Source organism: Martelella sp. AMO21009, from assembly GCF_053484295.1.
The window spans coordinates 41,962-67,574 of the sequence record NZ_JBAKFR010000018.1 but is presented as its reverse complement, the minus strand read 5'-3'; the positions used below and the strand labels follow the sequence as shown (position 1 = coordinate 67,574).

25 protein-coding genes are annotated in these 25,613 nt (G+C 62.6%); 4 read left to right on the top strand and 21 right to left on the bottom strand.

Features of this window, described 5'->3' with window-relative positions; translation table 11 throughout:
* Nucleotides 1-16 precede the first annotated feature (16 nt).
* The 6 genes from arfA to V6766_RS17630 form a co-directional block, all read right to left on the bottom strand.
* Nucleotides 17-1,525, bottom strand: a complete 1,509-nt coding sequence (arfA, locus tag V6766_RS17655) for an arabinosylfuranosidase ArfA (protein WP_448468710.1) — start codon at nt 1,523-1,525, stop codon at nt 17-19.
* Nucleotides 1,526-1,647: 122 nt separating this feature from the next.
* Nucleotides 1,648-2,574: an ArsR/SmtB family transcription factor gene (locus tag V6766_RS17650; RefSeq protein WP_448468708.1), complete on the bottom strand. Its 927-nt coding sequence runs from the start codon at nt 2,572-2,574 to the stop codon at nt 1,648-1,650.
* A 171-nt stretch (nt 2,575-2,745) separates the two neighbouring features.
* Nucleotides 2,746-3,777: an aldo/keto reductase gene (locus tag V6766_RS17645; RefSeq protein WP_448468706.1), complete on the bottom strand. Its 1,032-nt coding sequence runs from the start codon at nt 3,775-3,777 to the stop codon at nt 2,746-2,748.
* A 45-nt stretch (nt 3,778-3,822) separates the two neighbouring features.
* A complete protein-coding gene (locus V6766_RS17640; RefSeq protein WP_448468704.1) occupies nt 3,823-4,464 on the bottom strand; it encodes a ThuA domain-containing protein in 642 nt (213 codons plus the stop codon).
* Nucleotides 4,465-4,529: 65 nt separating this feature from the next.
* Nucleotides 4,530-5,630, bottom strand: a complete 1,101-nt coding sequence (locus V6766_RS17635) for a Gfo/Idh/MocA family protein (protein WP_448468702.1) — start codon at nt 5,628-5,630, stop codon at nt 4,530-4,532.
* Nucleotides 5,631-5,663: 33 nt separating this feature from the next.
* Nucleotides 5,664-6,863, bottom strand: coding sequence for an ROK family protein (locus tag V6766_RS17630; protein ID WP_448468700.1), 1,200 nt, complete (start codon nt 6,861-6,863; stop codon nt 5,664-5,666).
* Nucleotides 6,864-7,090: 227 nt separating this feature from the next.
* Here V6766_RS17630 and V6766_RS17625 point away from each other — a divergent pair, with 227 nt between their 5' ends.
* The 4 genes from V6766_RS17625 to V6766_RS17610 all read left to right on the top strand — a co-directional run bounded on the left by V6766_RS17625 (nt 7,091) and on the right by V6766_RS17610 (nt 11,409).
* Nucleotides 7,091-8,383 carry an extracellular solute-binding protein gene (locus V6766_RS17625; RefSeq protein WP_448468698.1) on the top strand — a complete coding sequence of 431 codons (1,293 nt, stop codon included), beginning with the start codon at nt 7,091-7,093 and terminating at the stop codon, nt 8,381-8,383.
* A gap of 114 nt (nt 8,384-8,497) precedes the next feature.
* Complete coding sequence (locus V6766_RS17620) at nt 8,498-9,433, top strand: carbohydrate ABC transporter permease (protein WP_448432340.1); 936 nt, start codon at nt 8,498-8,500, stop codon at nt 9,431-9,433.
* Nucleotides 9,426-10,310: a carbohydrate ABC transporter permease gene (locus V6766_RS17615; protein WP_448468696.1), complete on the top strand. Its 885-nt coding sequence runs from the start codon at nt 9,426-9,428 to the stop codon at nt 10,308-10,310. The genes V6766_RS17620 and V6766_RS17615 overlap by 8 nt, the downstream gene beginning before the upstream one ends.
* Before the next feature lie 22 nt (nt 10,311-10,332).
* On the top strand, nt 10,333-11,409 hold the full coding sequence (locus V6766_RS17610) for an ABC transporter ATP-binding protein (RefSeq protein WP_448468694.1): 1,077 nt from the start codon (nt 10,333-10,335) through the stop codon (nt 11,407-11,409).
* Between the two features lie 36 nt (nt 11,410-11,445).
* Here V6766_RS17610 and V6766_RS17605 read toward each other — a convergent pair whose 3' ends face one another.
* From V6766_RS17605 to V6766_RS17535, 15 genes are all read right to left on the bottom strand, one after another.
* Complete coding sequence (locus V6766_RS17605; RefSeq protein ID WP_448468692.1) at nt 11,446-12,273, bottom strand: inositol monophosphatase family protein; 828 nt, start codon at nt 12,271-12,273, stop codon at nt 11,446-11,448.
* The gene (locus V6766_RS17600) at nt 12,270-13,277 is read right to left on the bottom strand and encodes a LacI family DNA-binding transcriptional regulator (protein WP_448468690.1); all 1,008 of its coding nucleotides are present in this window, start codon (nt 13,275-13,277) and stop codon (nt 12,270-12,272) included. Before V6766_RS17600 ends, V6766_RS17605 begins: the two co-directional genes overlap by 4 nt.
* A complete protein-coding gene (locus tag V6766_RS17595; RefSeq protein ID WP_448468688.1) occupies nt 13,274-14,041 on the bottom strand; it encodes a glycerophosphodiester phosphodiesterase in 768 nt (255 codons plus the stop codon). Before V6766_RS17595 ends, V6766_RS17600 begins: the two co-directional genes overlap by 4 nt.
* A complete protein-coding gene (locus V6766_RS17590; protein ID WP_448468686.1) occupies nt 14,038-15,096 on the bottom strand; it encodes an ABC transporter ATP-binding protein in 1,059 nt (352 codons plus the stop codon). The genes V6766_RS17595 and V6766_RS17590 overlap by 4 nt, the downstream gene beginning before the upstream one ends.
* A complete protein-coding gene (locus V6766_RS17585; RefSeq protein WP_448468684.1) occupies nt 15,096-15,920 on the bottom strand; it encodes a carbohydrate ABC transporter permease in 825 nt (274 codons plus the stop codon). Before V6766_RS17585 ends, V6766_RS17590 begins: the two co-directional genes overlap by 1 nt.
* Before the next feature lie 13 nt (nt 15,921-15,933).
* Nucleotides 15,934-17,214, bottom strand: coding sequence for a carbohydrate ABC transporter permease (locus V6766_RS17580; protein WP_448468748.1), 1,281 nt, complete (start codon nt 17,212-17,214; stop codon nt 15,934-15,936).
* 134 nt (nt 17,215-17,348) lie between these two features.
* Nucleotides 17,349-18,698 carry an extracellular solute-binding protein gene (locus V6766_RS17575; RefSeq protein WP_448468682.1) on the bottom strand — a complete coding sequence of 450 codons (1,350 nt, stop codon included), beginning with the start codon at nt 18,696-18,698 and terminating at the stop codon, nt 17,349-17,351.
* Between the two features lie 306 nt (nt 18,699-19,004).
* A complete protein-coding gene (locus tag V6766_RS17570; protein ID WP_448468680.1) occupies nt 19,005-19,874 on the bottom strand; it encodes a glycerophosphodiester phosphodiesterase in 870 nt (289 codons plus the stop codon).
* A 137-nt stretch (nt 19,875-20,011) separates the two neighbouring features.
* Entirely contained in the window at nt 20,012-20,698 is a 687-nt protein-coding gene (locus V6766_RS17565; protein WP_448468678.1) for a GntR family transcriptional regulator, read from the bottom strand.
* An 82-nt stretch (nt 20,699-20,780) separates the two neighbouring features.
* Entirely contained in the window at nt 20,781-21,455 is a 675-nt protein-coding gene (locus tag V6766_RS17560) for an amino acid ABC transporter permease (protein ID WP_448468676.1), read from the bottom strand.
* A 122-nt stretch (nt 21,456-21,577) separates the two neighbouring features.
* Nucleotides 21,578-22,369 carry an ABC transporter substrate-binding protein gene (locus V6766_RS17555; RefSeq protein ID WP_448468674.1) on the bottom strand — a complete coding sequence of 264 codons (792 nt, stop codon included), beginning with the start codon at nt 22,367-22,369 and terminating at the stop codon, nt 21,578-21,580.
* A 76-nt stretch (nt 22,370-22,445) separates the two neighbouring features.
* A complete protein-coding gene (locus V6766_RS17550) occupies nt 22,446-23,723 on the bottom strand; it encodes a cysteine desulfurase-like protein (protein ID WP_448468672.1) in 1,278 nt (425 codons plus the stop codon).
* A gap of 130 nt (nt 23,724-23,853) precedes the next feature.
* Nucleotides 23,854-24,330, bottom strand: a complete 477-nt coding sequence (locus V6766_RS17545) for an SRPBCC family protein (RefSeq protein WP_448468670.1) — start codon at nt 24,328-24,330, stop codon at nt 23,854-23,856.
* On the bottom strand, nt 24,327-24,647 hold the full coding sequence (locus V6766_RS17540; protein ID WP_448468668.1) for an ArsR/SmtB family transcription factor: 321 nt from the start codon (nt 24,645-24,647) through the stop codon (nt 24,327-24,329). Before V6766_RS17540 ends, V6766_RS17545 begins: the two co-directional genes overlap by 4 nt.
* A gap of 180 nt (nt 24,648-24,827) precedes the next feature.
* On the bottom strand, nt 24,828-25,586 hold the full coding sequence (locus V6766_RS17535; protein ID WP_448468666.1) for an HpcH/HpaI aldolase family protein: 759 nt from the start codon (nt 25,584-25,586) through the stop codon (nt 24,828-24,830).
* Between the last annotated feature and the right edge of the window lie 27 nt (nt 25,587-25,613).

The window sequence follows — 25,613 nt, the reverse complement described above, 5'->3', positions numbered from 1 at the left end:
GGCGGTCCGGCTGACGCTAGAGCGTCACCCGGATCATCGAGTAGGAATAGGCAGGCACCGTAATCGAAACCTTGCCGCCAGACACGCTCGCGCCGTCCTGCTTCACAGGGCTGACATTGTCCGGATTTTCCTGCGTATTCACCGCTTCGAGATCGTCATGCTTGATCAGCGTGTGCTCGACCGACCTGATTTCGCCGAAGCGCTCCAGCGCCAGATCAATCGTCATCGGCTCCTCTCCGTGACGGTTGATGGCGAAGAAGGTCAGCGTGCCCGCATCCGCGTCGTGGACGCCGGAAATGTCGAGATAGGACACATTTGCCGCGATATCGGCGTTATAGGTCGCGCAGTCGACGTCGAGCGCCAGCGCCGTGCCGCGACCGTAGCGCGAGGCGAGCTGGAAGGGATGATAGATCGTCTGCTTCCAGGCCGCGCCGCCGGGCGCCGTCATGATCGGCGCGATCACGTTCACGAGCTGGGCGATACAGGCGATGCTCACCACATTCGAACGGCGGATGAAGGTGTTGATGATGCAGCCGACCTGCAGCACATCCTCGAAATTGTAGATATCCTCGAGCAGCACCGGCGCGTGCGGCCAGTCCCACTCCTTCATGCGCTTTTCGTCCGCCTCGCGCTCGTGATACCAGACGTTCCACTCGTCGAAGGAGATCTTGACGTTCTTCTTCGAGCGCTTCTTGGCCTTGATGTAGTCGATCACGCCGCTGACCGTGCCGATATAGCGGTCGAGCTTTTCCGGCAGCGCCAGATATTCGCGCGTGTTCTTCTCGTAGTTCATGAAATACATGTGCAGCGAGATATAGTCGACCTGATCATAGGTTTCGTCCAGAACCGTGGCCTCCCATTGCGGGAAAGTCGGCATGTCTGAGTGGGACGAGCCGCAGACCACCAGCTCAAGCTTGTCGTCGAAGGCGCGGATCGCCTTGGCGGTCTCGTTGGCGAGATGGCCGTATTCGGCAGCCGACTTGTGGCCGACCTGCCAGGGGCCGTCCATCTCGTTGCCGAGGCACCAGAGCTTGACGTTCCACGGATCTGCCTGGCCGTTCTTGCGGCGCAGGTCGGACCAGTAGCTCCCACCTGGATGATTGACATATTCGACGAAATTGCGTGCCGCATCGAGCCCGCGCGAGCCGAGATTGACGGCCAGCATCATCTCGGTATTGGCGGCTTCGGCCCAGCGGGCGAATTCGTGGATGCCGACCTGGTTGGATTCCGCCGTCCGCCACGCAAGGTCGAGGCGGGTGGGGCGCTCGCTCTGCGGGCCGATGCCGTCTTCCCAGTTATAGGCCGAGACGAAATTGCCGCCGGGATAGCGGCAGATCGGGGTGTCCAGTTCACGCACGAGATCGATGACATCGCGGCGCATGCCATTCTCATCCGCGGTGGGATGGTCAGGCTCATAGATGCCGGTGTATACTGCCCGTCCGAGATGCTCGAGAAACGAGCCGTAGAGCCTCGGATCGATCGTGGATATGGTGAAATTCTTGTGCGCGGTGACGCGGGCCTGCATGCTACCTCCCCGAAATTTTGTTTTTTGGTGCAAACCAATATTTATGGATAATAAAGACCCGATCGATCCTTTCGTCAAGCGGTTTTCCGGAGTTGTGCGGGCAGGTTTTTATCCCGACGGGGCTATCTCGTCGTCAGGCGCAGGACAATATCCTGATCGTAATTGCCGAAGCCCTTGCCGAAGATATTGATGCCGCCAGGGTGGCGGGCGTCGTCGCGCACGCTCAGACAGAGGCGGATCGAATGCTTCTTCTCGAGCCCGAGATCGGCAAGGCAGACATCCGACATCCGGACGCCGTCGACAAAGGAGCCGGCGTCGGTCACGCGGAAGCGCTTCAGCATGCCGTATTGCGAGCCCTTCAGCTTCCACCAATCGGGCGTAAAGACGCCGCGGCGGTCGCCGAAATCGCCGGGCGAGGTCCACAGGCCGATATCGACGCCATTGACGGTGATCGTTATGTCGGAGGGCCAGTCGGGATTGGTGCCGGGCATCTCCGAGGAAAGCTCCACGGAGAATTCGATCTCGGCGACGTCGCGATTGTCGAGCCGGGCATTATTGGGAAACTGGTATTCCACCGAACCGCGCGTGAACCAGATCAGCCCCGCCTTCATGCGCGCCGGGTCGAGGAAGGAATCGGGCACATCCAGAAGCCCGATGATCCCCTCGTCGGTGCACAGCCCGCAGGGCGCGCTGACATCGCAGGCAGTATAGAGGCCGACCGGCATCGCCACCTCGATCGCGTCATTGCGGCGTTCTTCGGCGGCGTCGCCGAACATGATGACGACCTCGTCATAAATGCTGGTGCAGAGCTTCTGATTGCCCTTGCGCGCCCGCTGGCTTTCGGTGCGGATCAGCCCGGCCTCCTCCAGCAGTTGCACGCTCAGCGACACCGTCGACTGCGGCAGGTCCAGAAGCTCGCCGATCTCCTTGACATTGAGCGCGCCCTTGCGCCGCAACAGCTTGAGGACCGAAATGCGCGCGGGCGCTGCAAGGCCCTTGATGACATGCATGTCCTTTTCAGGATCAACGACAAGAAAGTTACGTGGCATGGATGTGGTTCGCTGCTGGCAGGCGTTCGTCAAAAAACGTTCATATCAGGATTCTTGGCGCGGTCAAATTTCCCGACAAGCGGAATGGCAAATTCCCCCTCGCGGGACTGCCCGTCCCGCATGGCCCCAAAAAGCAGCGATGCCGGCAGCTAGCCGCCGGCCTCGAAATTCTCAACGGCCGCCTTCGATCTTGCGGAAGCGCTGCGCCGCCCCGGCCTCTCCATAGGGATAATCCGGCATCGGCTGGTGGGAAACGTCCGACAGGCGCTTGATCTCGTCCGTGGAAAGCTGAAGCTCAGCCGCGCCGAGATTGTCGGCAAGCTGGGCCTCTGTGCGCGCGCCCAAAATGACGGAGGTGACGGCGGGCTGCGCCGCAAGCCAGGCGAGTGCCACCTGCGCCATGCTGGCATTGTGCGCGCCAGCAATGTCCTCCAGCGCGCCGAGCACCTCCCAGGTCACCGATTTGGCATTGTGCTTGTCATAGGCTTCCATCCCGCGCGCCGGATTTTCGCCGAGCCTTGTGGCGCCGGTTGGCATCTGGTCGCGCTTGTACTTGCCCGAGAGCCATCCGCCGGCGAGCGGAGACCACGGCAAAAGCCCCATGCCCGCATCCTGGCAGGCCGGGACGATCTCGTGCTCGATGCCCCGCGCCAGAAGGTTATACTGCGGCTGAAGGGTGACCGGGGCGGAAAAGCTGCTCGACTTTGCTATCCAGACCGCCTTGGTCAATTGCCAGCCAAGGAAGTTGGAGAAGCCGTAATAGGCGATCTTGCCGCTGGAGACGGCATCGTCGAGGAAGCGCAGCGATTCTTCCAGCGGCGTCAGCGCGTCAAAGGCGTGAAGCTGGTAGAGGTCGATCTGCTCGACGCCGAGGCGGACCAGCGAGGCATCGAGCGCTTCGGCGAGGTTCTTGCGTGAGAGGCCGATGCGGTTCGGCCCGTCGCCCATCGGAAACCGCGCCTTGGTGGCGATCACCAGCTCCTTGGTGATGCCGGGCTTCTGCTTCAGCCAGCGTCCGACGATCTCCTCGGAAAGGCCGGTCGAGTAGACGTTGGCGGTATCGATGAAGTTCCCGCCGGCCTCGACATAGGCGTCCATCAGCCGGAACGAGGTCGCCTCGTCGGCCTCGTCGCCGAAGGTCATGGTGCCGAGGCAGAGACTGGTCACCACGGCGCCGCTGTTTCCAAGTCTGCGATAATCCATGAGCGTTTCCTTTCTGTTGACTGATGGCAGAGGCAGTCGCGCGGCTCAGCGCGCCGCCCAGTTGGCGCCGCGGCGGAAGATGGTCGCCATTTCCGGAACCTGGAACTCGCTGGCGATGTGGCCGAGCGAGGAATAGAACACACGGCCCTTGCCGTGGCGGCGCTTCCACGCCACCGGCATGACCACGCCGTCGATCCATTCCGCATGGTCGCCTCTGAAGGTGGTGGTGGCCAGCACCTCGTTGGAGGGATCGACATGCATGTAATATTGCTCCGAATGGTAGGGGAAATCGGAAATCCCCTCCATGATCGGATCATCCGGCTTCGTCACATTGACCGTGTAGTCGATGATATTGCCGGGATGGGCGACCCACTGGCCGCCGATGATGAACTGATAGTCGACCGAATCGCGGAAGGCATCGCCCGCCCCGCCGTGATAGCCGGCAATGCCGACGCCGTCCTCCACGGCCGCGGACAGGTTCTTGACCTCTTCCTTCTCAATCTTCGACATGGTCATGATCGGAACGATCAGGCTCAGATCCTTGATCTGCGGATCGGCGAAGGCCTCGGTGGAATGTTCCAGATAGACCTTGAACCCGTCCTCCTGCAGCATGTCGCGGATGATGTGGGCGCATTCCTCCGGCTCGTGGCCGCTCCAGCCGCCCCAGACAATGAGTGCTTCGCGCATAATATCTCTCCTCTCGCGTCAGCCGGCATGTTACCGGCCGGGTTGATGGTTTCTCGCCGTTCGGCCTATTTGCCGAGCGCGCCGTCGATCAGCGAATCCGACAGCGGCGCCGGCCGCGCGACGGTGGTGGTGATCCCGACGGTCTTTTCGGTTTCGGCGGCGGTGGTGAAAGCCTCCATCACCTCCAGCACATGCAGCGCCAGATCGCCGTTCGCCCGGTGCGGCCTGTCGTTGCGGATCGCATAGGCCATGTCGGCAAGCCCGATCGAGCGGTAATTGCCGTCAGCATAGGGCTGGTCCACCGGATGATCCTCGAAGTCGCCGCCCTTCTTCAACAGCGAGACGGGGCCGGCGAAGAAGTTGGGGTCGGGAACCAGCAGCGTACCCTCGGTGCCGTAGATCTCGATCGGCAGATGCTTGTGGCCGGCCACGTCAAAGCTCATCGTCACCTGCACCACCGCGCCGTTTTCGAAGAACAGCGTGCCTGCGATGTGGGTCGGCACCTTGACCGAAATCGTTTCGCCCCGGCGCGGTTCGCTGGTGATCTCGCGTTCCCGGCGCAGCATGGTCGCAAAACCGGCGACCTTCTTCACCGGGCCGAACAGGTTGACCAAGTCGGTGATGTAATACGGCCCCATGTCGAGCATCGGGCCGCCGCCGATATCGTAGTAGAAATCGGGATTGGGGTGCCAGGATTCATGGCCCGGCCGCATGAAGCTCGCCGTGCCGCCGACCGCAAGGCCGAGCGCGCCGCTATCGACCAGCGCACGCGCCGTCTGGTGGCCGCCGCCGAGAAACGTGTCAGGGGCCGCGCCGATCCTCAGCCCCGCCTTTTCCGCCGCCTCGGCAAGTTTTTTACCTTCCGCGAAATTAATGCCGAGCGGCTTTTCCGAATAGGTGTGTTTGCCGGCCTCCAGTGCCCTCAGCCCTACCGCGACATGGGCGCGCGGGATGGTGAGGTTCAGGATGATCTCGACCTTGGGGTCGGCCAGAAGCGCATCGATCGTGCTGGCGGGCACGTTGAACTCGGCGGCTTTCGCTTCGGCCGCCGCCTGATTGAGATCGGCGACGCCGCGAATGTCGAGAACGTCGAATCCGGCCATCGCCTTCAGATAGGCGGCCGAAATATTGCCGCATCCGATGATGCCGATACCTACTTTTTCCATTTCTCACTCCTCCCAAAGCGCGAAGCCCGGCGTTCAAAGCGCGGGGCCGGTTGTGCTCCATGGCGATTCATACAGTTCGTAAAGTGCTACGGCTGCCGCTCCCCGCGCCCAGAAGAAATCCTCTGCGTCGTCAAAGACCAGTTCGCTGACATCGGCGAGCGATGGCGGGATCGCGCTGTTGAAGGCCTTTGTCAGCCGGTCGATGAAGGGTTTGCCGAGCGCGAGGCTGGAACCCACGAGAATAACGCGCGGCGGGGCGAAAAGGGTGACGATGTTGGCGACCGTTACGCCGATGGCATCGCCGGCGCGCTCCGCCGCCGACATGATTTGCGCGTCCTTGGCCTTGATCAACGTCTGGGCGTGGGAAATGCCGCGCCCGAGCCGCACGGCATCGGCATAAAGCCCCTCGCGCGGACCGTCGCCGAGGATCGCGCTTTCGCCGGCAAGGCTTGCCAGCCGCGACATGCCGTCGGCGCTGCTGCCGAGCACGAGATCGCCGAGATTGTGGCTGAGCCCGCCCGCGCCGCGAAAAAGCTGGCTGTTGTGCAGCACGCCGAGGCCGAGCGTGCGCTCCAGCGAGACCAGCACCATATCCTCGAGATGGCGCGCCTTGCCGAACCAGTGATGGGCAAGCGTGACGGCGTGGACATCGCTCTCGATGATCGTACGGATGCCGAAGCGCGGCGACATGACGGCGGCGAAATCCACATTCTCGTCGCTGAAGATCGGGCTGGAACGCACTACGCCGGTGCGGTGCTCGACCACGCCGGGAATGCCGAGACAGATCATGTCGATTTCGGCAAGCGTCAGCCCGCTATCCATCACGCAGGCGCGCACGCCGTCCTCCACCAGATCGGCGATGACGTCTATCGGCATCCGGTCAATGCGCACCGGCAGGGAAAACTCGGACAGCACCTCGCCGCAGAAATCCGCCACCACGAAGGTCATCCGCGTCGCCGCGATCTTGGCGCCGACAACCCGCGAAGCGTCCGGGTTGAGTTCGAGCATCACACGCGGGCGGCCACGGGCGGCGGCATTGCGCAGGTCGCCCTCGTGCCGCGACAGGATCAGCCCATCGTCTATCAGCGAGCCGGTGATCGCCGAAACCGTGCTGGTCGACAGTTCTGTGCGCTTGCTGATCTCGATGCGCGAGATCGGGCCGTTGCGCCGGATCGTGTCCAGCACGCTCAACCGGTTGATTGCTCGCATCAATTCAGGATCGGCGGTCTTCATGGGGCTCGTCGGGCAGGTTCAGGGCAGGGGCTTAATTTTTCCGCATCACGAAATAATTTATGCCTGTTCTTAGTCCCGGCCCGACGCGCCATGCAAGCAATTTTTGCACGGCATGGCTATTTTAAAGGCAGTTTGCTCGATTGACGGCAGTTACGGGTTGACAAAATTCAGGGCGCGCCATTTATTTAATCCGGAGTGTGCAAAAAGTACTTTGGGAGGAGTGCAACATGTCAATCACTGCCAATTGGCTTCGTTATGGCGCTGCAGCCGCGGGTTTTGCCGCCCTTGCGGCGACGGCGAATACGGCATCGGCCGAAACCGTCATCAAATGGCTCCATCTGGAAAATCAGGAGCCGGTCGTGGAAGTCTGGCGCCAGGTCGCCGACGAGTTCGAAGAGGCCAATCCGGGCGTCACGATCGAGATGCAGTTCCTGGAAAACCAGGCCTTCAAGGCGAAGCTGCCGACCCTGCTGCAATCGTCCGAGATCCCGAGCCTGTTCTACACCTGGGGCGGCGGCGTTCTGAAGGCGCAGGCCGAAACCGGCGTCCTCAGGGACATTACGCCGGCGCTCGACGCCGACAACAACAAATGGCGCGACACGCTGAAGCCGTCTTCGATTGCAGGCATGACGTTTGACGACCAGGTCTGGGCCGCGCCGGTGCTGAACGGCGTCGTCTCGTTCTTCTACAACAAGGAATTGTTCGACAAGGCCGGGGTGGACGGCACATCGATCGAAACCTGGGACGACTTCATGGGGGCGGTACAGACCCTGAAGGAGGCCGGGATCACCCCGATTGCCGGCGGCGGCGGCGACAAGTGGCCGATCCACTTCTACTGGGGCTATCTTGCCATGCGCGAGGCGGGCCATGACGGCTTCATGGCGGCCAAGGCCGGCGAGAATGGCGGCTTTGCCGGCGAGCCCTTCGTTGCGGCCGGCGAGAAGCTTGCGGCGCTTGGCGCGCTTGAACCCTTCCAGAACGGCTATCTCGGCGCGACCTGGAACGATGCGCTCGCAGCCTTCGGCGACGGTCGCGCGGCGATGATCCTGTCGTTTGAAAACACCGGCCGGACCCAGATCAGCAATTCCACCGACGGCAAGGGGCTTGCTGAAGACAATATCGGCCGCTTCGCCTTTCCGGTCATCGAGGGCGCGCCGGGCCTCGTCACCGACAATATGGGCGGGCTGACGGGCTGGGCCGTGACCAAGGACGCGCCGCCCGAGACCGAGAAATTCCTCGAATACTATACAAGCCCGGATGTCGCCCGCAGGATTTCCGAGGTTCAGAAGGTCATACCGGTCACGATCGGCGTCGCCGATTCGATCACCGATCCGCTTCTGAAGAGCAGCGCCGAGGCGCTGGCCGATGAAACCTGGCACCAGAACTATCTCGACCAGGATCTCGGCCCCAATGTCGGCGCCGTCGTCAACGACATGAGCGTGGCGATCGTCTCCGGCGCGACCTCGCCGGAAGATGCCGCCCAGCAGATCCAGGACACCTACGAACTGGAAAACATGTAACGCGCTGATCCCGGACGCCGCGCGCCGGCGTCCGGGATCCAGGCCCATGGCCGCCGTCCCCGGCGGCGGGGCAAGGCGGCATACCGCCGCCGCATTGCATGCGGGAAAATGCCAATGACGACCACCGACTCCATCCTGCCCGCGCCGGTCGGGCCTGCTCCGGGCAGGTCCAGAAGACGGCGCTCGCTGGCCCACACCAAATGGCCGGTGCTGATCATCTTCCTGCCGCCGGCGCTGGTGCTGTTCACGCTGCTCGTCATTCTGCCGATCGGCGAGGCGGCCTGGTACTCCTTCTTCAGCTGGAACGGTTACGGCGAGCCGAGCAAATGGGTCGATTTCCGCAATTACCAGCTCATTTTCCGCAACAGCGCCTTCACCAAGGCGCTGATCAATAACGGCCTCATCATCGCCGTGTCGATCGTCATCCAACTGCCGCTTGCGCTGTGGCTCGCCTCGATGGTGACCAAGCGGATCAAGGGTGCGCTGTTCTTCCGGCTGATCTTCTTCCTGCCCTATGTGCTCGCCGATGTCGCCGCCGGCATGATCTGGCGCTTCGTCTATGACGGCGATTTCGGTCTCGTCGCCGGCATCTGGCACTTTTTCGGCGCGGAGCCGCCGTTTGTGCTCGCCAACCCCGATACCGCCATGTCGGCCATCCTTGCCGTCGTGGTCTGGAAATATTTTGGCTTCCACATGATGCTGTTCATCGCCGGCCTGCAGGCGATCGATCGCAGCATTCTGGAGGCGGCCGACATTGACGGTGCGACCGGCTGGCAGAAATTCCGGCTGGTGACGCTGCCGATGCTGGGCTCCACCGTGCGGCTCTCGGTATTCTTCGCCGTCATCGGCTCGCTGCAGCTTTTCGATCTCGTCATGCCGCTCACCGGCGGCGGTCCGGCCAATTCGACCCAGACCATGGTGACCTTCCTCTACAATTTCGGCGTCACCCGCATGCAGGTCGGTTTCGGCAGCGCCGTCGGCGTCATTCTGTTCATCATCTGCGTCACGCTGGCCTTCAGCTACAAACGGATATTCATGAAAAATGACTGAGATTTCCGAAAGCGCGCCGATCGATGCGGCAAAATCTGGCGGGGAAGGCCGCAGGCTGAATGTCAGTACGCAGACCTATCTCTATGTCTCGCTGCTGCTCGTTGCCGGCATTGTCATCATCCCGCTCATCACCACCGCGCTTGGCGGGTTCAAGACGCTGCCGGATCTGCGCGGCAGCCCGTTCGGCCTGCCCGATCAATGGCAGTGGAGCAATTACACCGATATCCTGATGTCGAAGCGCTACTGGCTGCAGATGGGCAATTCACTGCTGATCGCGGTGCTGACCGTATTTCTCACCATCGTGTTCGCCGCCTGCGCGGCCTTCTGCTTCGCCCATATCCGCTTCTTCGGTTCGGACTATCTGCTCAACTATTTCCTGATCGGGCTGATGTTTCCGGCGGCGACCGCCATTCTGCCGCTCTACATCCGCATCCGTGATCTCGGTCTGCTCGATACATACTGGGGCGTGATCCTGCCGCAGGTGGCCTTTGGGCTCGGCATGAGCATCCTCTTGTTCCGCAATTATTTCCGCAACCTTCCCGAAGAGCTGTTCGATGCCGCCTTCGTCGATGGCTGCGGCTATATTGGCTTCTTCTGGCACGTGACCATGCCGTTGTCGCGGCCGATCATCGCCACGGTCGGCATCATCGCCTTCGTGCAGAGCTGGAACAGCTACATCATTCCGCTGATCATGCTGAACACGGAGAGCCGCTATCCCTGGCCGCTCGGCATCATGGTCTACAAGGGCGAATTCGCGACCGAATGGCAGCTTGTGCTCGCCTTCATCACGCTGACCATCCTGCCGACGATCATCGCCTTCTTTATCGCCCAGAAACACATCATCGCCGGGCTCACCGCCGGCGCCGTGAAATCGTGAACCCTCCGGGAGCTTGTCGAAAATGGCATCCGTCGAACTCAGCAATATCAGAAAGTCCTACGGCGCTCTCGAGGTCATCCACGGCGTTTCGCTGACCATCAAGGATGGCGAGTTCGTCGCCCTTGTCGGGCCGTCGGGCTGTGGGAAATCCACGCTGTTGCGCATGATCGCCGGTCTTGAGGAAATCACCGGCGGCGAAATTGCCATCGGCGGTGAGATCGTCAACGACCTGACGCCGCGCGAGCGCAACATCGCCATGGTGTTCCAGTCCTACGCGCTCTATCCGCATATGACGGTGGCCGAAAACATGGGCTTCAACCTGCGCCTCGCCAAACGACCCAAGGCCGAGATCGAGGAACGCGTTGGCGAGGCGGCGCGGATGCTGGACCTGACGGCGTTGCTCGACCGCAAGCCCTCGCAGCTTTCCGGCGGCCAGCGCCAGCGCGTCGCCATGGGCCGGGCGGTGGTGCGCGATCCGGCGGTGTTCCTGTTCGATGAGCCGCTGTCGAACCTCGATGCCAAGCTGCGCGTGCAGATGCGCGCGGAGATCAAGACGCTGCATCAGCGCGTGGAGACCACCTCGGTCTATGTGACCCATGACCAGATCGAGGCGATGACGCTTGCCGACCGGGTGGTGGTGCTCAACCAGGGCCGCATCGAGCAGCAGGGCACGCCGATCGAGCTTTACCGCAAGCCGGCCAACCTGTTCGTTGCGGCCTTCATCGGCTCGCCGGCGATGAACCTTCTGCCCGGCACGATCGTCGCCGCGGACGGCGCGCCGGCGGTGCGCTTTACCGATGGCACGGTGCTGGCAATCTCCGGCGACCATGCCGGTCTCACGCCCGACCGCAAGGTCACGGTCGGCCTGCGCCCCGAACACCTCAATCCCGATATCGGAACCGGTTCGGTGATCAACGGCACGGCGCTGCTGGTGGAGCCGACCGGCGCGCAGAGCCATGTCGTGTTCGAACTCGGCGGCCAGCATGTGACGGCGATCGTCGACGGCGAACGCGAGGTCCGCCACGGCCAGCCCTTCGAGGCCAAGATTGACCCCGAACGCGTCCACATCTTCGACAGCGAGACGGGCGAGGCGCTGTAGCCGAACTGGAAGCGGGCGCTGACGACCGGCGGGCGGTCAGGCCTGTCCCCTTCGCGGTTGACGGCGCTCCGCCAGTGGCTGGAACAATTCGCTGACGGCAGATGCGATCTCGGGGCCGCAGGCGCGCACCGGCCCGCCCTGGCGGAGCAGGTCGGCGAGCGCGGGGCGTTCGACAACGGCGCCTGCCTCTTCCGCGATCAAAATGCCGGCCAGAACGTCCCAGCAATTCAGGTGCGCCTCGTAATAGAGCTCGGCCTTGCCCTCAGCCACGCGCAAGAGTCCGAGAGCCGCGGCCCCGATGCGGCGGTGATCGAAGCCTTGCTCGTGCAGCTTCAGGAGCAGGTCGAGATAAGGGCCGATCGCGGTGCGGCGGGAATGGCCGGTGAGCGCCAACGCGGCTTGCGGGTCATTGATTGTCGAAGCGGCAAGGCGGTTGTCGCCGTTGAACGCGCCATGGCCACGGCGGGCGTGGAACACGGTTTGCGTGGTTGCGTCGAAGATCGCGCCAAGCATGATTTCGCCATCGGCAACCAGCGCGATCGATACGCCCCAGTCGGGCAGGCGGCGCATGTAATTGTTGGTGCCGTCGATTGGGTCGATTACCCAGACAGGGCCGTCGCCGCCCGTCCGGCCGGTCTCCTCGCCCACAAAGCCGTCATCGGGAAAGTCGCGTGCGATCGCCGCACGGATCAGCGCCTCGCATTCCCGGTCGGCATTGGTGACGAAATCCTGAAGCCCCTTGTTTGCGACCGAAATCGCGGCGTCGTCTCGCTGAAGCTGAAGCGCCCGTTCGCCGGCGCTTTGAGCGAGCGCCCGCGCGAACGCATAGCGCGCTTCAATCTCATGTTCGGACAGGCTGGTCATGCGGCCGACTTTCGTTCCACCAGCCGCACGGGCGTAGTCTCCAGCCGCGCCGGAAGGTCGGGATCGGCGATGCGGCTTTCGAGAAAATCGATCGCCGCCTCGGTCTGCAGGTCGCAGGCCTGGGCGAAGGTGGTCAGCCGGTAGGCGTCCCAGCCTGCCTGGGGAATATCGTCATGGCCGATGATCCTGAGGCCGGGATGGTCACGGTCGCGCCCAAGGCGGGCCAGCGCGTCGATCACGCCGCAGGCCATGTAGTCGTTGACGGAGAACAGCGCCTCGGCGGCGCTTTCGGCGAGTGCTGCGCCCTGTTCGAAGCCCGATTTGTAGTCGTTGACCGGCACGTCGATCACCTCGAGCGCCGCGCCCAGTTCCTCAGCGCGCGCGATAAAGGCCTGTCTGCGGCTGCGGCCGGTGAAGGACAGGTGCGGCGAGGCCATGACGGCCAGCCGCCGGCAGCCGGCATCGAAGAAATAATCGGCCGCCGCCCGGGCGGCGACATCGTCGTCGTTGACCACGCGGTCGACCAGGGGAATGTTCTCGCCCTTGTTGATCAGGACGATCGGAATGCCGTTGCCGGCGCATTCCTCGCAAAGTTCCGTTGGCGGAGCATCCGACGTGACGATGACGCCGGAGACCGAATATTGCAGCAATTGCCGGATAAAGGTCGCCACATCCTCCGACCGCGAGGTCGGCAGCAGAATGGGGCGCAGGTCGCGCGCCAGCAGGCCGCGCGTCAGATGGTCGATCTGCATGGTGCGGAACGGATTGTCGAGGCCGGCGGCGACGACGCCAACCAGATCGGAGCGCTTGTTGATCAGGCTGCGGGCCAGATAGTTGACGCGATAGCCGAGCTCATTGGCGGCCTTGATGACCTTCTGCCGGGTTTCCTCGGAGACGGAGGCATTGGGCGTGAAGGTGCGCGACACGGCGGCGCGGGAAACGCCGGCGTGCCGGGCGACATCATGGGACGTCACGGCCCGTTTCGGAGATACTGGATCGCTCATGTAAAGTCGCTGGATGCCTCGCCGGTCTGCATCATCTCCGGCCGGTTGGTGCAGATGCCCAGAACCGGAAGGTCGATCATGTCTTTCAGGATATCCGCCCGCTCCTCATGCCAGAGAACAATCTGCCGTTGTGAGCGGAAGATACGGTCGCAGAGCTCCGCTGTCACCTTGTCCTGCGGGCGCGGCCCGTCTTTTTCCCAGCATAGATGGACGAGATCGGCCCGGGCCTCTTCGGCCAGCGCCATCGGGTCCTTGCCCATGCCGACCAGCACGGCCAGCGGAAGGTCGCAGCCGGCGTCGCGCAATTCGCGCACCTGCGCCGTGTCGAAGGAGCCGAGTGCGGCGAAGCGCTGGTCGTGGTCCTTGAGCTCCTGCCAGCATTTCAGCCCGGTGCCCGGCGCCTTGAGTTCGACATAGAGACCGGTGCCAAGTTCGCGCCCGAGCGCGGCCACTTCAGAGAAGGTCGGAACGTCGACGCCATCGAGGGCGGCCAGCTCAGCCGCCGTGATCTCGGAAATCCGGGCATCGACGCCGAAGACCCTCTCAAGATGGTCGTCATGGGAGACGACCACGACGCCGTCGCGGGTGAGTTGCGTATCCAACTCCCACATATCGGCGCCGAGTTCGGAGGCAAGGCGAAAGGCGGCGAGCGTGTTTTCGACGGCATGGTCGCTCGCCCCGCGATGGGCGACGCAGAGCGGGGCGGATGCCGCCGGCCAGCCATGCTGCGCGGTGAAATTCGCAAGTCCGGGCGCGCTGCTCATAGGCGCGTCCCGTCCTGCTGAAACACCAGCAGGTCATCGGGTCGAACGCCCCAGCGCACCTCGTCGCCGATCGCAATGTCGTGCCGCACCGGCTGGATGGAGCGGAGCACCGCGCCCGACGGCAGGGCGACGTCGTAGAGGTTCTCGCGGCCCTGTGTTTCCACGAAGCTGACGCGGCCGCCGACCGGGCTACCATCATTGCTGCCGAAGATTTCCGGGCGGATGCCGACGATGATCGGCGCGCCGTCCTCGGCCTTTTTCGCGTTGGCGGGCATCGGCAGGATGACGTCGTCTTCCTCAAGCCGGATCACGCCGGCTTCCGCCCGGCCATTGACGAAGGCGATCGGCGGATTGCCCAGAAAGCCCGCGACGAACTGGGTCTTCGGATTGCGGTACATGTCGGTCGGGGTGTCGATCTGGATGATCTGACCTTCGTTCATGATCGCGATCCGGTCGCACATAGACATCGCTTCCACCTGGTCATGGGTGACGAGAATGGCGGTGATGCCGGTTTCCATCTGGATGCGGCGGATTTCCGAACGCATTTCGAGGCGGAGCTTGGCGTCGAGGTTTGCGAGCGGTTCGTCGAACAGCAGAACGGCAGGCTTGCGCACCAGCGCGCGGGCCAGCGCCACGCGCTGCTGCTGGCCGCCGGAAAGCTGGCCGGGGCGGCGGTCGAGATAGCGGTCGATATGCGTAAGTTCGGCGATCTGGCGAACCTCGCGGTCGATCTCCGCGCGGCTTGCATTGCGCACCTCCAGCGGGAAGGCGATGTTTTCGAACGCCGTCATATGCGGATAGAGCGCATAGTTCTGGAACACCACGCCGACATTGCGCTTCTGGCTCGCCACATTCGACACGTCCTTGTCGCCGAACAGTATCCGCCCGCCATTGATGCGGTGGATGCCGGAAATGGCAAGCAGCGTCGTCGACTTGCCGCAGCCGGAAGGGCCGAGCAGGGCCAGCATTTCGCCGTCGTTCACCTCAAGGTTCATGCGGTCGATGACCGTGGTGTGGTCGAAGGTCTTGGTGAAATTTTCGAGCTTGATACGCATCAGCCTTTGGTGCCTCCGCTGAAGATGTTCATCAGCCGGTTCTGGAAGATGATGAAAAGGATAATCACGGGCAGGGTGTAATAAAGCCCGACCGCCTTGAAGAGGTTGAAGTCATAGGTGATCGAATCCTTCTGCGAGACCCGCTCGAGATAGACCGAGAGCACCCGGTAATCCGCCGTCGGCGCCAGAATGCGCGGCAGCACATATTCGCCCCAGGCATCGAGGAAGGAGAACACGACGAGGGCGATGAGGCCGGGCTTGACCTGCGGCAGGATAAGCCGCCGCCAGACGGTAAAGCGCGAGGCGCCATCCTGAACGCCGGCCATCTCGATCTCCCAGGGCACGGTGTCGTAGAACCCCTTCATGATCCAGATGCCGAAGGGCAGCATCAGCGATGCCTTGACGAAGACCACGCCGATCAGCGTGTCGTAGAGGCCGATGAACTGCAGCACCAGAAACACCCCGATGATCAGCGTCACCGACGGAAAGGCGTGCATCACCATGATGCCGGCAAGAAAGAACTGCCGGAACGGCATGTTGAGGCGCGAAAGCGCATAGCCGCCCATGGAAGAAAGCGACACAACGATCGCCCCGATCGAGCAGGCGAAGATCAGTGTGTTCAGCGTTGCCGACCAGACATTGCCGGCAATCGACGGGTCGATCAGGAACTGCCAGTGTTCCAGCGTGAACTCGTCGGGGATCATCGATCCCGGCGGCGCGTTGGTGAAGCTGTCGATGAACACGAAGGCATACATGATCACCAGCGGCAGGCTGAGCAGCCCCAGCACCAGAATGAGCGGCCAGGCGGCGAAATTGCGTGACATTGTCCGACCTCCCTTAAAATTCGATCTTCGGCTTTTCCAGCATTTCCCCGAACTTGAAGAGCCGGAGGAAGATGATGGAAAGCGTGAGGCCGACGACGACCAGCACCAGCGCCATGGCGGCGCCGAGGCCATATTCGAGATTGCCGGTGAAGTTCGACAGCGCAATGCGGAAGGCTTCGAGCGCCCACACGTTGGTGGTGTTGCCCGGCCCGCCATTGGTCGTCAGCCAGATCTCCTGGTAGGACGACAGAAGCGACAGCGACTGATAGCAGGTCACGAACAGGATCGGCCACTTCAACTGCGGCAGGATGATCTTGCGGACCTGCTGAAAGCGGCTTGCGCCATCGACCTCGCTTGCCCAGAGCTGCTGGACGGGGATTGCCCGGAGCGCGCCGCTGAACAGGATCATGCCGAAGGACGCGCCGATGAAGCCGTTGAGGGTGATGATCGTTGCCCAGGCCGTCGGCACGGAGCCTTTCATGTAGTTGAATGAGGGCAGGCCGAACTGTGCGGCAATGGTGGGCAGAAATCCGTCATCCCAAGTGAACCATCGCCACATGACGGCATAAAGCACGACCGGGGTGATACGCGGCAGAAGCCAGAGCACGCTGAACACGGAACCGCTGGCCTTGGGCATGTAGAAGATCGCGATCGCGAGAAAGAGGCCGAGCCCGACATTGAAGATCGAGAGCGTCAGGCCGACATAGAGCGCGGTATTGGTCAGAAGCCGGCCGGTTGCCGGCGTCGTCGCCAGCCGTTTGAAATTGTCCGTGGTCCAGACCCAGCCGGTATAGGCTTCGCTCAGAACCGCGTCGCGCTGATCTTCGCTAAGGTCCGGTGCAACCGCGTCGATCGCCCTCACGGCCTGATCGCGCGTCGCAAAGCGGGTGTTGAGGATCGACTGGCCGAAGGGCTCGGCGGCAAGCTTGAGGTCGCGTATGCGGCGCGGACGGTTCGGCAGCGTTTTCAGCTCGCGTTCGAAGCTGCGGGCATCCTCGAAATGCGCGCCCATCAGGCGGTCTTCGATATCTTCGAGGAAATCCGGGTCGACGCCGGCCGCAGCGGCGCGGGCAAGACCCGCCTCGTCAACGGTGATCGATGTGCCGCTCAGGCTCTCGGTCACGGCCTTGTCCATGCCCTGCCATTCAAGATTGCGCAGCGCGTTGGGGCTGACCACGTAAGCGCCGCCGGTAATGCCGGTCGCGCTGGTCATGTTGGTGAAGGAAAAGACCGCCGTCAGCACCACGGGTGCGAAGAAGAAGGCGAGCAGAAAAAGAAGCGCCGGCGACAGCATCAGGATGCCGAACGGACTGATGCGGGGGCCGCCCTTGCGGGCGGCCTTGCCGGTCTCGGCATCGCCCGGGCGCGTTGCCACGCCCGGGTTGATACCTCTTTCGACGGAGGTGTTCTCGGTCATCTTCGCTCCGTTCAGCGAATGATGATCTGGTCGCCGAGGCCGTTCTCGACCGTCGCCTGAGCCTGGTTCACCGCGTCCTCGACGGAGGTCGTGCCGGCCCATGCCGATTCCAGCCCCTTGAACATCGCTTCCCAGTAGATGCCGAAATCGGCATTGTTCGGGATCGAGTTCGCGTAGGGGAGCAGTTTTTCGGTAGCTTCGCTGGCCCAACGGTCATTGGCGTAGAACGGGATGGTCGTCTCGGCTTCGCCGATGGCGAGATGGCCGGACTGGACCGCATGCAGCGCGTTGATGCGCGGCTCGGACGCAACGGCGACAAGCTCGGCGGAGATTGCCGCGTCATCGTCTGTGCCCTCAGTCGATATCAAGTAGACCAGCGGATGGGTGATGGTGTTCGCCCTGCCGTTTTCATTGCCAGCCGGGATCAGCGAGAACGAAACGGTGTCGAAGAAATCCGGAAGGCCGTACTGGTTCTCCCACTGCAGCTTGTGCCAGGTGCCGCCATGCCAGGCGCCGTATTTGCCGGTCGCGACATTGGTGTGCCAGCTGTCCCACTCGCCGCCGAGATAAGTCTTCGGCGTCACGCCCATCTCCACCGCGTCGGCGAAGAACTGGTACATGTCGGTCATGGCCTGCTTGTCGAACACCAGCTTGCCGGTCTCGGGATCAACCATTTCGCCGCCGAAGGACTGATAGAACTGCCAGTAATCCGTGCCGTTGTTGACGCGCGGCGCAAAGCCGTAGCCGGGTTCGACAACGCCTTCATCCTGCATCTTCTTGGCGTCATCCAGCATGTCGTAAAGCGTGTATTCGCCGCTTTCGATCTTGCCGGGCAGGGCATCGATATCGGCGTCGCTGTAGCCGATCGCCTTCAGGTCCGGCTTGGACATGAAGAACGGACGGGCTTCGGCGTCCTGCGGAATGCCCCAGATCATGCCGTCATAGCTCGATACGTCGATGAGGTTGTCATAGAGCTGGTTGAGCGGCCAGGCGTCGAAATCGACATAGTCCTCGATCGGGCGCAGAATGCCGGCCTGCGACCACGGGCCGATGTCTTCATGGCCGGTGACGATGATGTTAGGGGCGGTGCCGGATTCGGCGGCCAGCGTCACGGCCTGCTTGAAATCGTCCCAGCTCGACCAGACCTGCTTTTCTACGGTGATGTTGAGATCGTCGCCGCGAATGGCGGCCTGGCGCTCGAGATAGTCGGCGGCCATTTCAATTGCGTCGACGCGGTAGAGCGAGTTGTCGTCGGTGCCGCCCGACCAGACGGTGATGGTGTAGTCCTCGGCATGCGCCGCACCTGACGTGGCGGCCGCGATCGCAATGGCCGCCGTGCCGATAAATGCCTTGATATTCATGCGGGTCTCTCCAGGTCCCTGAGCATGAGGCCCCCCGAAATTGTCACGGAAGCCCCCGCCCGTGTTGTCATATCGCATCGGCCGTTTCTTGTTTCCGGGCCTGCCGGAACAGCACGATGCCGGTGAAGCGAAAACTACCCGCGCACGTCCTCCAAACCGCGGAATGTAGCTTTCGCCGATCGGACGCACGATATGACCTATGTCCTCCTCATGACGCCCACGTGACATTTTGTACACGTGTACATGACAAATGTACACGTGTACAAAAAAATTACCGGTATGGACCTTTCTTGAACGGAAACCGCCTCAGCCTTGAGCGGGAGCAGCGTGCCCTGCCGCGCGCCACGCGGCTTCGAGCAGCGGCGCCTCATCGGTGGTGATCTGGTCGGCGCCGAGTTCGAGCAGGCGCCTTACGGTTTCAAGCTCCTCGGCCGTCAGCCCGTCGTCGGGCCGGGCGGGATTGAAGGTCCAGGCGTCGACCAGAAGGCCGGCCTCGTGGCTGGCGGCGATCATGTCGAGACCATGGTCGGCCGCTTTCAGGACAAGAGGATAGTGCAGGTAGATGGTGCCGGCAGCGGTCGGCCCGGCAAGCGCCGCATCGAGCACATCGGCGGCGGCCGAAAGCCCGTCCTTCTCCCAGGCTTCCCAGATGTCCTCGGAGGGGTCGATGCCGCGCGCGACCTCGGGCATGGTCTCGCGCATCGCCGCGATCAGCGCGAGATCGGTCGCCGAGACGATGATCTTGCCGGCATTGGCGCCGATGATCTGGTGCAGATGGGCAAGCCCGGCATTGCCGATCACGCCGAGGTCCGATTTCATATCGAATTGCACCAGAGCGTCGGGATGCGCGCCGGAGAGCAGCCGGGCGAGGTCTTCGGAAAGGATAAGCGGCTCGCCGCCGACGGCGTAGCGCACGCCTTCAAGGTCCTTGCGGCGCGATGCGGAGACGAGGCCCCGGCCATCCGTCTCGCTTTCCAGCGTGTCGTCGTGCACGACGGCAAAACCGCCATCGGCGCGCACCCTGAGATCAAGCTCCATCGAGGCCCCGAGCTCGAAGCCTTCCGCCATCACCGCAAGGGAAAAGACGGGATCGGCGAGGCGCTTGCGCAACTGGTGCCATTTCAGCCGCGTTTTGCGGCCGTTCAGTTCAAGATGGAGTCCGCTGTTATGCGACATGGTCTGGCTTCGCTTTCATCTGCTTCGTGGTTCTGCCGAAATGGCCCGCCGCCTCTATCCGGCGCTCATGAACATTGCATGAAGCCGCTTTACCGACGTAAGCGTTGGGACGCGTTCCGTTCCGGTGCAAGCGAACCTCAGATCGGGCACATGTCCTGCAGTAACGCCTGAGTCGCCTCGATATCCTTGACCATGAGTGCGGCGGCCGCCTCGGCATCGCCGCGCCGGAAGGCCTCGATCATTTCGTAGTGATAAGTCGAATAGGGGTGGATCGTGCCCTCGTTGATCTGATGGATCACGAGATCGGAGAGCATGCGCATATAGGGGCCGAAGCGCAGCCACAATGTCTCGATCATCTGCGGCAGGATTTCCGAGCCGGAAAGCTCGTAGATCGCGAAGTGGAATTCCTGGTTCTTGCGCAGCATCTCGTGGACATGGCCATCGCGGCCGAGCGCCTCATGTTCGCGCGCCAGTGCGAGGCAATGCGCGATCTCGGCCGTCTTCATGCGCGGCGTCGCAAGCTTGGTCGCAAGTCCCTCCAGCGCGGTCCGGGCGCGGCAGAGATCATCGAGCCTTTGGCGGGAAACTGCGGGAACCCGGGCCGAACCGTTGCGGCTGATCTCGAGGCCTTTTTCGGCGGCAAGCCGGCGCAGCGCCTCGCGCACCGGCATATGGCTGGTGCCGAATTCGGCGGCGAGCGAGGAGATCGTCGTCACCTGTTCGGGTTCGAACTGGCCCCACATCAAGGCTTGGCGCAATTGCTCGTACACCCCGTCCTGGACGGTCATCCGCGATGAAATCCTGGAAAGTCCCGTATTGTTCATTGCGCCTCTCTCCCCGGTGGTGGTGCGAGCCTTTCACCGTCTGTCGGGGCAAGAGGCGTCAAAGTCAAGCGCGCGGGGGCGCTTAGCGGGTTTTCGCCCGGCGGAACCGCTGTTCCAGAACGGCCACGAGGCGCACCAGCGGCAGCAGGAACACCAGATAGATAATCGCCGCGCCGATCAGCGGCGTCGGATTGGCGTAAAACGCCTGGGCGTCCTGCGCCTCCTTGAGGAGTTCGGGCATCGCAACGGTGGAGGCGAGCGCGGTATCCTTGAACATCGAAACGCAATTGCTGGTGGTCGGCGGGATCACGATCCTTATCGCCTGTGGCAGGATGACCTTCCACAGGGTGACCGGAAAGGAAAGGCCAAGGGCCGAGGCTGCCTCGAACTGCCCGTTCGGGACGCTTTCGATGCCGGAGCGGAACACTTCCGCCGAATAGGCGGCCATCACCATCGAGAACGACAGGATCGCGGACGTCCAGGCGGAAAAGCGGATGCCGACGAAGGGCAGGGCGTAATAGACCAGGATCAGCACCACCAGCACCGGCATGGCGCGGAACACGTCGATATAGGCGACTGTCAGAAAGCGGATCGGCTTCGGCGCGTAGAGACGCAATACGCAGATCAAAAGCCCGGCGCTGACGCCGATCACGATGGCGAGAACGCCGAGGATCAGCGTGTTCATCAGTCCGCGCAAGAGGAGCGGCATGGCCGCGACGAGCACGTCGGTATTGAAAAAGGTTTCGACTAGGGTCATCGGCGGCAGCTTTCGGTGATCGCGACACGCGTTTTGGCCGCGCCTTTGGCGCGACGCATTCTGATATTCTTTTGATGCGGAGAAGCGACGGAGGGCGTCGAGACGCCCTCCGTCATGCATGATCACGGGATGGCGAAGACCGTGACGGTGGAGGAATTGGCCGGCGCCGCCGAGCCAAACCACTTTTCGTGAATCTCGGCCATGGTGCCGTCTTCCTTCATCGTGGTGATCGCCTCGTTGATGGCGTCGAGCTGCGGATGATCCTTGCCCATCATCATGCCGTATTGCTCGCCTGTCTTGATCCGGGCTGCGACCTCGAAGCCCTTCATCTTGGTGAACAGGTATTCCATGCCCGGAATGTCGGAAACGACGGCATCGACGCGGCCCGCGCCGAGATCGAGGAACATGTCCTGCTGGGCGTTGTAGCCCTTGACCGACTTGATGCCGAGGCTCTCCTTGTTTTCATCGACCCATTTCGCGCCGGTGGAACCGGAAAGCACGCCGACGGTCTTGTCCTTCAGCTCTTCGGTGCCGGCAAGCGTCATGCCTTCCTTGACGGCGATGCCCATGTCGGAATCGTAATAGGGCTGGGTGAAGGACTGCGATTCCAGGCGTTCCGGGGTGATCGTGATCGAGGAGATCGCGCCATCGATACGGCCCGATGTGGTGGCGGCGAACAGCGCCTGGAAACCGTAATCGGCGATTTCCGGCTCGAGGCCGGCGCGCTTGGCGGCTTCGGTGGCGATATCCACCTCGAAGCCCTCGAAAGCGCCGCTGGCGTTCTTGTATTCGAACGGCGGGTTGCTGGGATAGGCGCCGATCCGGAAGGGCTCGGCGGCGGCTGCCGAAAGGCTTCCGGCGGCAAGTCCGATGGCCGTTGCAAGCATGATGGCGTGGCGGCGGGTAAGCATCATTTTTTCATTCTCCCTCTGGTGGTGACCGCATGCGGTTTGTGGCGACGCGTTCTCGCGCCGCCGGCATCGTGACGCTTCAGCTTTTGTGCGCGGCGATGATCTCGCCAAGCACTGTGTCGAAGCGTTCGATTTCTTCAAGCTTGTTGTAATGCAGCAGCGAGACGCGCACCGCGCCGCTGTCCATCGCAAGGCCGAGGCGGGCCATCAGACGCGGCGCGAACATGTGCCCGTCGCGAATGCCGATGCGCCGCTTGCCCATCTCGACCGAAAGCGTCTTCGGCGCAAGGCCCGGTATGTTGAAGCAGATCGTCGGCACCCGTTGCCCGAGCCTGTCATTGTCGGAAATGCCGTAGATCACCGCGCCGTGGCGCTTCAACACGGAGAGCATTTCCTTCGCCAGGATCATCTCGTAATCGCGGATCGCGCCCATCGCGGCGGCAATCGCCTCCCGGCGGCTGTGTTCGCCGGACGGCAGAAACCGCTCGCCGACGCTTTCGAGATAACGTACGGCGGCATCCATGCCCGCAACATTCTCATAGGGAAAGGTGCCAACCTCGATCTTGTAGGGCGGCACGTCGGGGATGAAGTCTTCCTTGAAGGTCGGAAGCTTGCAAAGCGCGTCATAGCGCCCCCACAGAAAGCCCATATGCGGTGAAAAGTTCTTGTAGCCCGAGCAGACCAGATAGTCGCAATCCCACGCTTGAACGTCGATCAGCCCGTGCGGGCCGAAATGAACGCTGTCGAGAAAAACTTCAGCGCCCGCCGCATGGGCGATGCGGCCGACGGCTGCGACATCGACCACGGTGCCGATCGCATGCGAGGTCGCCGTGCAGGCGACCAGCCGGGTCCGTTCATTGACCAGCGGCTTCAGGTCTTCCGGGTTGAGCGTTCCGTCCTCACGCATCCGCCACCAGACGATCTTCGCGCCGTTTTCCTGAAGCGCCAGCCATGTGGCGATATTGGCGTCATGGTCCATATCGGTGACCACGATCTCGTTGCGCTCATCCAGCATTCTGGCGATGCCGAGGCTCACGAGGCGGATGAAGGAGGTGGCGTTGAGGCCGAAGGAAATCTCCTCCGGGCGATAGGCATTGATCAGCACGGCGACGCTTTCGCGCGCGGCCTCCAGACCGGCGTCGACGCGGGCGCTGTGCTCGTAGCTCGCCATGCGCTGGACGTTGGCGTCGATGAGGTGATTGGTGACCGCATCCACCACGCTCTGCGGCACCTGCGCGCCGCCGGCATTTTCGAGGAAGACGAAATCGCCGGCGTTGGCGATCGCCGGGAACAGGGACCGGATCTCGTCAACCGGAAAGCTGTTGCTGAGCGGGGCGGATTCGGTCTGCATATTCATCGGGTTATCCTGCGTCGTTCCCGGCGGACGGCAATCGCCGCCCGCCTGAATATTGTTGTTTTGATTATTTGATCACAAGATATTTCAGATTTCAACTATCTCTCTTGTTATTCTTGATGCGCCCCTTTCTTCAGGCCGCCTTGGGCTTGGCGAAAATATCGAGGCCGCGTCCGGTTTCGAGATAGGATTTCATGCTGGACAGCACCACCGGCCAGCCCTTGGTTACGCCGTTCGCCATACCGCTGCCGACCACCAGGTCATCATGCGTCACGGTGAGTCGCACCATGTCGTCATAGGGTTCGATGTCGAAGGTTACCCGGCTGTAGGCTAGCGGGTCTGCGGCCTCCGACTCGTTTGCCCAGCTTATCACCAAGCGTGTGGGCGGCGTGTTTTCGATCACCTCGCCGACGAGATTGACAGTACGCTGCTCGTTGTCGCGGACATGCTGCCAGCGCGAGCCCGGACGCCAGTCGGACACGTTATCGTGGCCCCAATAGCGGCGCGTCACCTCCGGCTTGATGATGGCCTCGAACACTTTCTCAGGCGTCGAGGCGATGTAGGTCACGTAGACGAATGTGGTTGTCTGCCGGGTCGTTTGATCTGTCATTTGCTGTCTCCTTCGAGCTCTGACTTGAGGTCGTGCAGCAGGCCGAGCCGCTGGTGCTCGAACTTGCGCACCCACCGCTCGTAGACTTCGTAGAGCGGCACCGGGTTGATGAAATGCAGCCGCTCCCGTCCGCGCCGGACACTGGTGACGAGATTGGCCTTTTCCAGAAGGCCGAGATGCTGGGTGGCCGACTGGCGGGTCATGTCGAGATTTTCGCAGAGCTGGCCGAGGGTCTGCCCGTTCCGCTCGCACAGAAGATCGAGCAGTTTTCGACGCGTCGGATCGGCCAGCGCCTTGAAAACGGTATCGGTATCCATGGTTCTCACTTTCAACATTTGTCATTATGCAGGTATTTGCCTGCATGTAAAGCGCAGTTTTTTGCCTGCCTTTTAGGGTAGCAAAAAGGGCGCCGGAAATCCGACGCCCTTCAAAGCGAGGCGGCCTGACGCTGTTGCGCAGCGGCAAGGCGGCGCCGACGGTCAGGCCGGGGTTTGAGGTCAGGTTTCCGAACGCGCCTGTTTCAACCCGGCGGCGAGGCCGGCGGAAAGCATCATCGCGTCCGAGCCGATGATATAAAAGCTGATCCCGGCCTTTTCCCACGCCGCGACATCGGAGCCGTCCGGCCGGAACAGGCCGACCGCCTTGCCGGCGGCGCGCGCGGCATCGGTGATCCGCCGTATCGCCGTATTGAGCTTGTCTGCGTTTTCCGGTCCCATGGCATTGATCGAAACCGACAGGTCGCCGGGGCCGATGAAGATCACGTCGATCCCCTCGACCGCCGCGATGTCCTCGATATCGGCAAGCCCTTCGGCCGTTTCGATCTGGATGGCGAGCACGACGGTCTCGTTTGCGGATTTCAGGGTCTCGGCAATGCGGTAGCCATAGCCGGCCGCCCGACCTGGCCCGACCCCGCGCCGGCCCAAAGGCGGAAACCGGGTTGCGGAAACGGCGGCGCGGGCCTCGTCGGCGCTGGAGACGCGCGGCACCAGCACGCCGGCCGCCCCGGCATCAAGCGCGCTGGCGATCGCCTCCGGCGCATGGCCCGGCACCCGCACCATGGCGGGAACCCGGTGAAGATCGGCGGCGCGGATCATGTCTTCCACCCGCTCGCGGCCGATCTGGGCATGCTCGCAGTCGATGCAGATGAAATCCGGTCCCGCGGCGGCGGTGATTTCCACGGCGACCGGGTGCGGGATCGCCGCGAAGGTTCCGATCACGCGTTCAAACGCTATGCAGGTCTGGCGAAAGCCGCTCATGAGTCCTCCGGAATCTGGTGTGCTCGG

What these genes read in the sequence shown, in the direction of transcription:
- arfA (WP_448468710.1), bottom strand. Translation starts at nt 1,525, where the DNA reads ATGCAGGCCCGCGTCACCGCGCACAAGAATTTCACCATATCCACGATC.
- V6766_RS17650 (WP_448468708.1), bottom strand. Translation starts at nt 2,574, where the DNA reads ATGCCACGTAACTTTCTTGTCGTTGATCCTGAAAAGGACATGCATGTC.
- V6766_RS17645 (WP_448468706.1), bottom strand. Translation starts at nt 3,777, where the DNA reads ATGGATTATCGCAGACTTGGAAACAGCGGCGCCGTGGTGACCAGTCTC.
- V6766_RS17640 (WP_448468704.1), bottom strand. Translation starts at nt 4,464, where the DNA reads ATGCGCGAAGCACTCATTGTCTGGGGCGGCTGGAGCGGCCACGAGCCG.
- V6766_RS17635 (WP_448468702.1), bottom strand. Translation starts at nt 5,630, where the DNA reads ATGGAAAAAGTAGGTATCGGCATCATCGGATGCGGCAATATTTCGGCC.
- V6766_RS17630 (WP_448468700.1), bottom strand. Translation starts at nt 6,863, where the DNA reads ATGAAGACCGCCGATCCTGAATTGATGCGAGCAATCAACCGGTTGAGC.
- V6766_RS17625 (WP_448468698.1), top strand. Translation starts at nt 7,091, where the DNA reads ATGTCAATCACTGCCAATTGGCTTCGTTATGGCGCTGCAGCCGCGGGT.
- V6766_RS17620 (WP_448432340.1), top strand. Translation starts at nt 8,498, where the DNA reads ATGACGACCACCGACTCCATCCTGCCCGCGCCGGTCGGGCCTGCTCCG.
- V6766_RS17615 (WP_448468696.1), top strand. Translation starts at nt 9,426, where the DNA reads ATGACTGAGATTTCCGAAAGCGCGCCGATCGATGCGGCAAAATCTGGC.
- V6766_RS17610 (WP_448468694.1), top strand. Translation starts at nt 10,333, where the DNA reads ATGGCATCCGTCGAACTCAGCAATATCAGAAAGTCCTACGGCGCTCTC.
- V6766_RS17605 (WP_448468692.1), bottom strand. Translation starts at nt 12,273, where the DNA reads ATGACCAGCCTGTCCGAACATGAGATTGAAGCGCGCTATGCGTTCGCG.
- V6766_RS17600 (WP_448468690.1), bottom strand. Translation starts at nt 13,277, where the DNA reads ATGAGCGATCCAGTATCTCCGAAACGGGCCGTGACGTCCCATGATGTC.
- V6766_RS17595 (WP_448468688.1), bottom strand. Translation starts at nt 14,041, where the DNA reads ATGAGCAGCGCGCCCGGACTTGCGAATTTCACCGCGCAGCATGGCTGG.
- V6766_RS17590 (WP_448468686.1), bottom strand. Translation starts at nt 15,096, where the DNA reads ATGCGTATCAAGCTCGAAAATTTCACCAAGACCTTCGACCACACCACG.
- V6766_RS17585 (WP_448468684.1), bottom strand. Translation starts at nt 15,920, where the DNA reads ATGTCACGCAATTTCGCCGCCTGGCCGCTCATTCTGGTGCTGGGGCTG.
- V6766_RS17580 (WP_448468748.1), bottom strand. Translation starts at nt 17,214, where the DNA reads ATGCTGTCGCCGGCGCTTCTTTTTCTGCTCGCCTTCTTCTTCGCACCC.
- V6766_RS17575 (WP_448468682.1), bottom strand. Translation starts at nt 18,698, where the DNA reads ATGAATATCAAGGCATTTATCGGCACGGCGGCCATTGCGATCGCGGCC.
- V6766_RS17570 (WP_448468680.1), bottom strand. Translation starts at nt 19,874, where the DNA reads ATGTCGCATAACAGCGGACTCCATCTTGAACTGAACGGCCGCAAAACG.
- V6766_RS17565 (WP_448468678.1), bottom strand. Translation starts at nt 20,698, where the DNA reads ATGAACAATACGGGACTTTCCAGGATTTCATCGCGGATGACCGTCCAG.
- V6766_RS17560 (WP_448468676.1), bottom strand. Translation starts at nt 21,455, where the DNA reads ATGACCCTAGTCGAAACCTTTTTCAATACCGACGTGCTCGTCGCGGCC.
- V6766_RS17555 (WP_448468674.1), bottom strand. Translation starts at nt 22,369, where the DNA reads ATGATGCTTACCCGCCGCCACGCCATCATGCTTGCAACGGCCATCGGA.
- V6766_RS17550 (WP_448468672.1), bottom strand. Translation starts at nt 23,723, where the DNA reads ATGAATATGCAGACCGAATCCGCCCCGCTCAGCAACAGCTTTCCGGTT.
- V6766_RS17545 (WP_448468670.1), bottom strand. Translation starts at nt 24,330, where the DNA reads ATGACAGATCAAACGACCCGGCAGACAACCACATTCGTCTACGTGACC.
- V6766_RS17540 (WP_448468668.1), bottom strand. Translation starts at nt 24,647, where the DNA reads ATGGATACCGATACCGTTTTCAAGGCGCTGGCCGATCCGACGCGTCGA.
- V6766_RS17535 (WP_448468666.1), bottom strand. Translation starts at nt 25,586, where the DNA reads ATGAGCGGCTTTCGCCAGACCTGCATAGCGTTTGAACGCGTGATCGGA.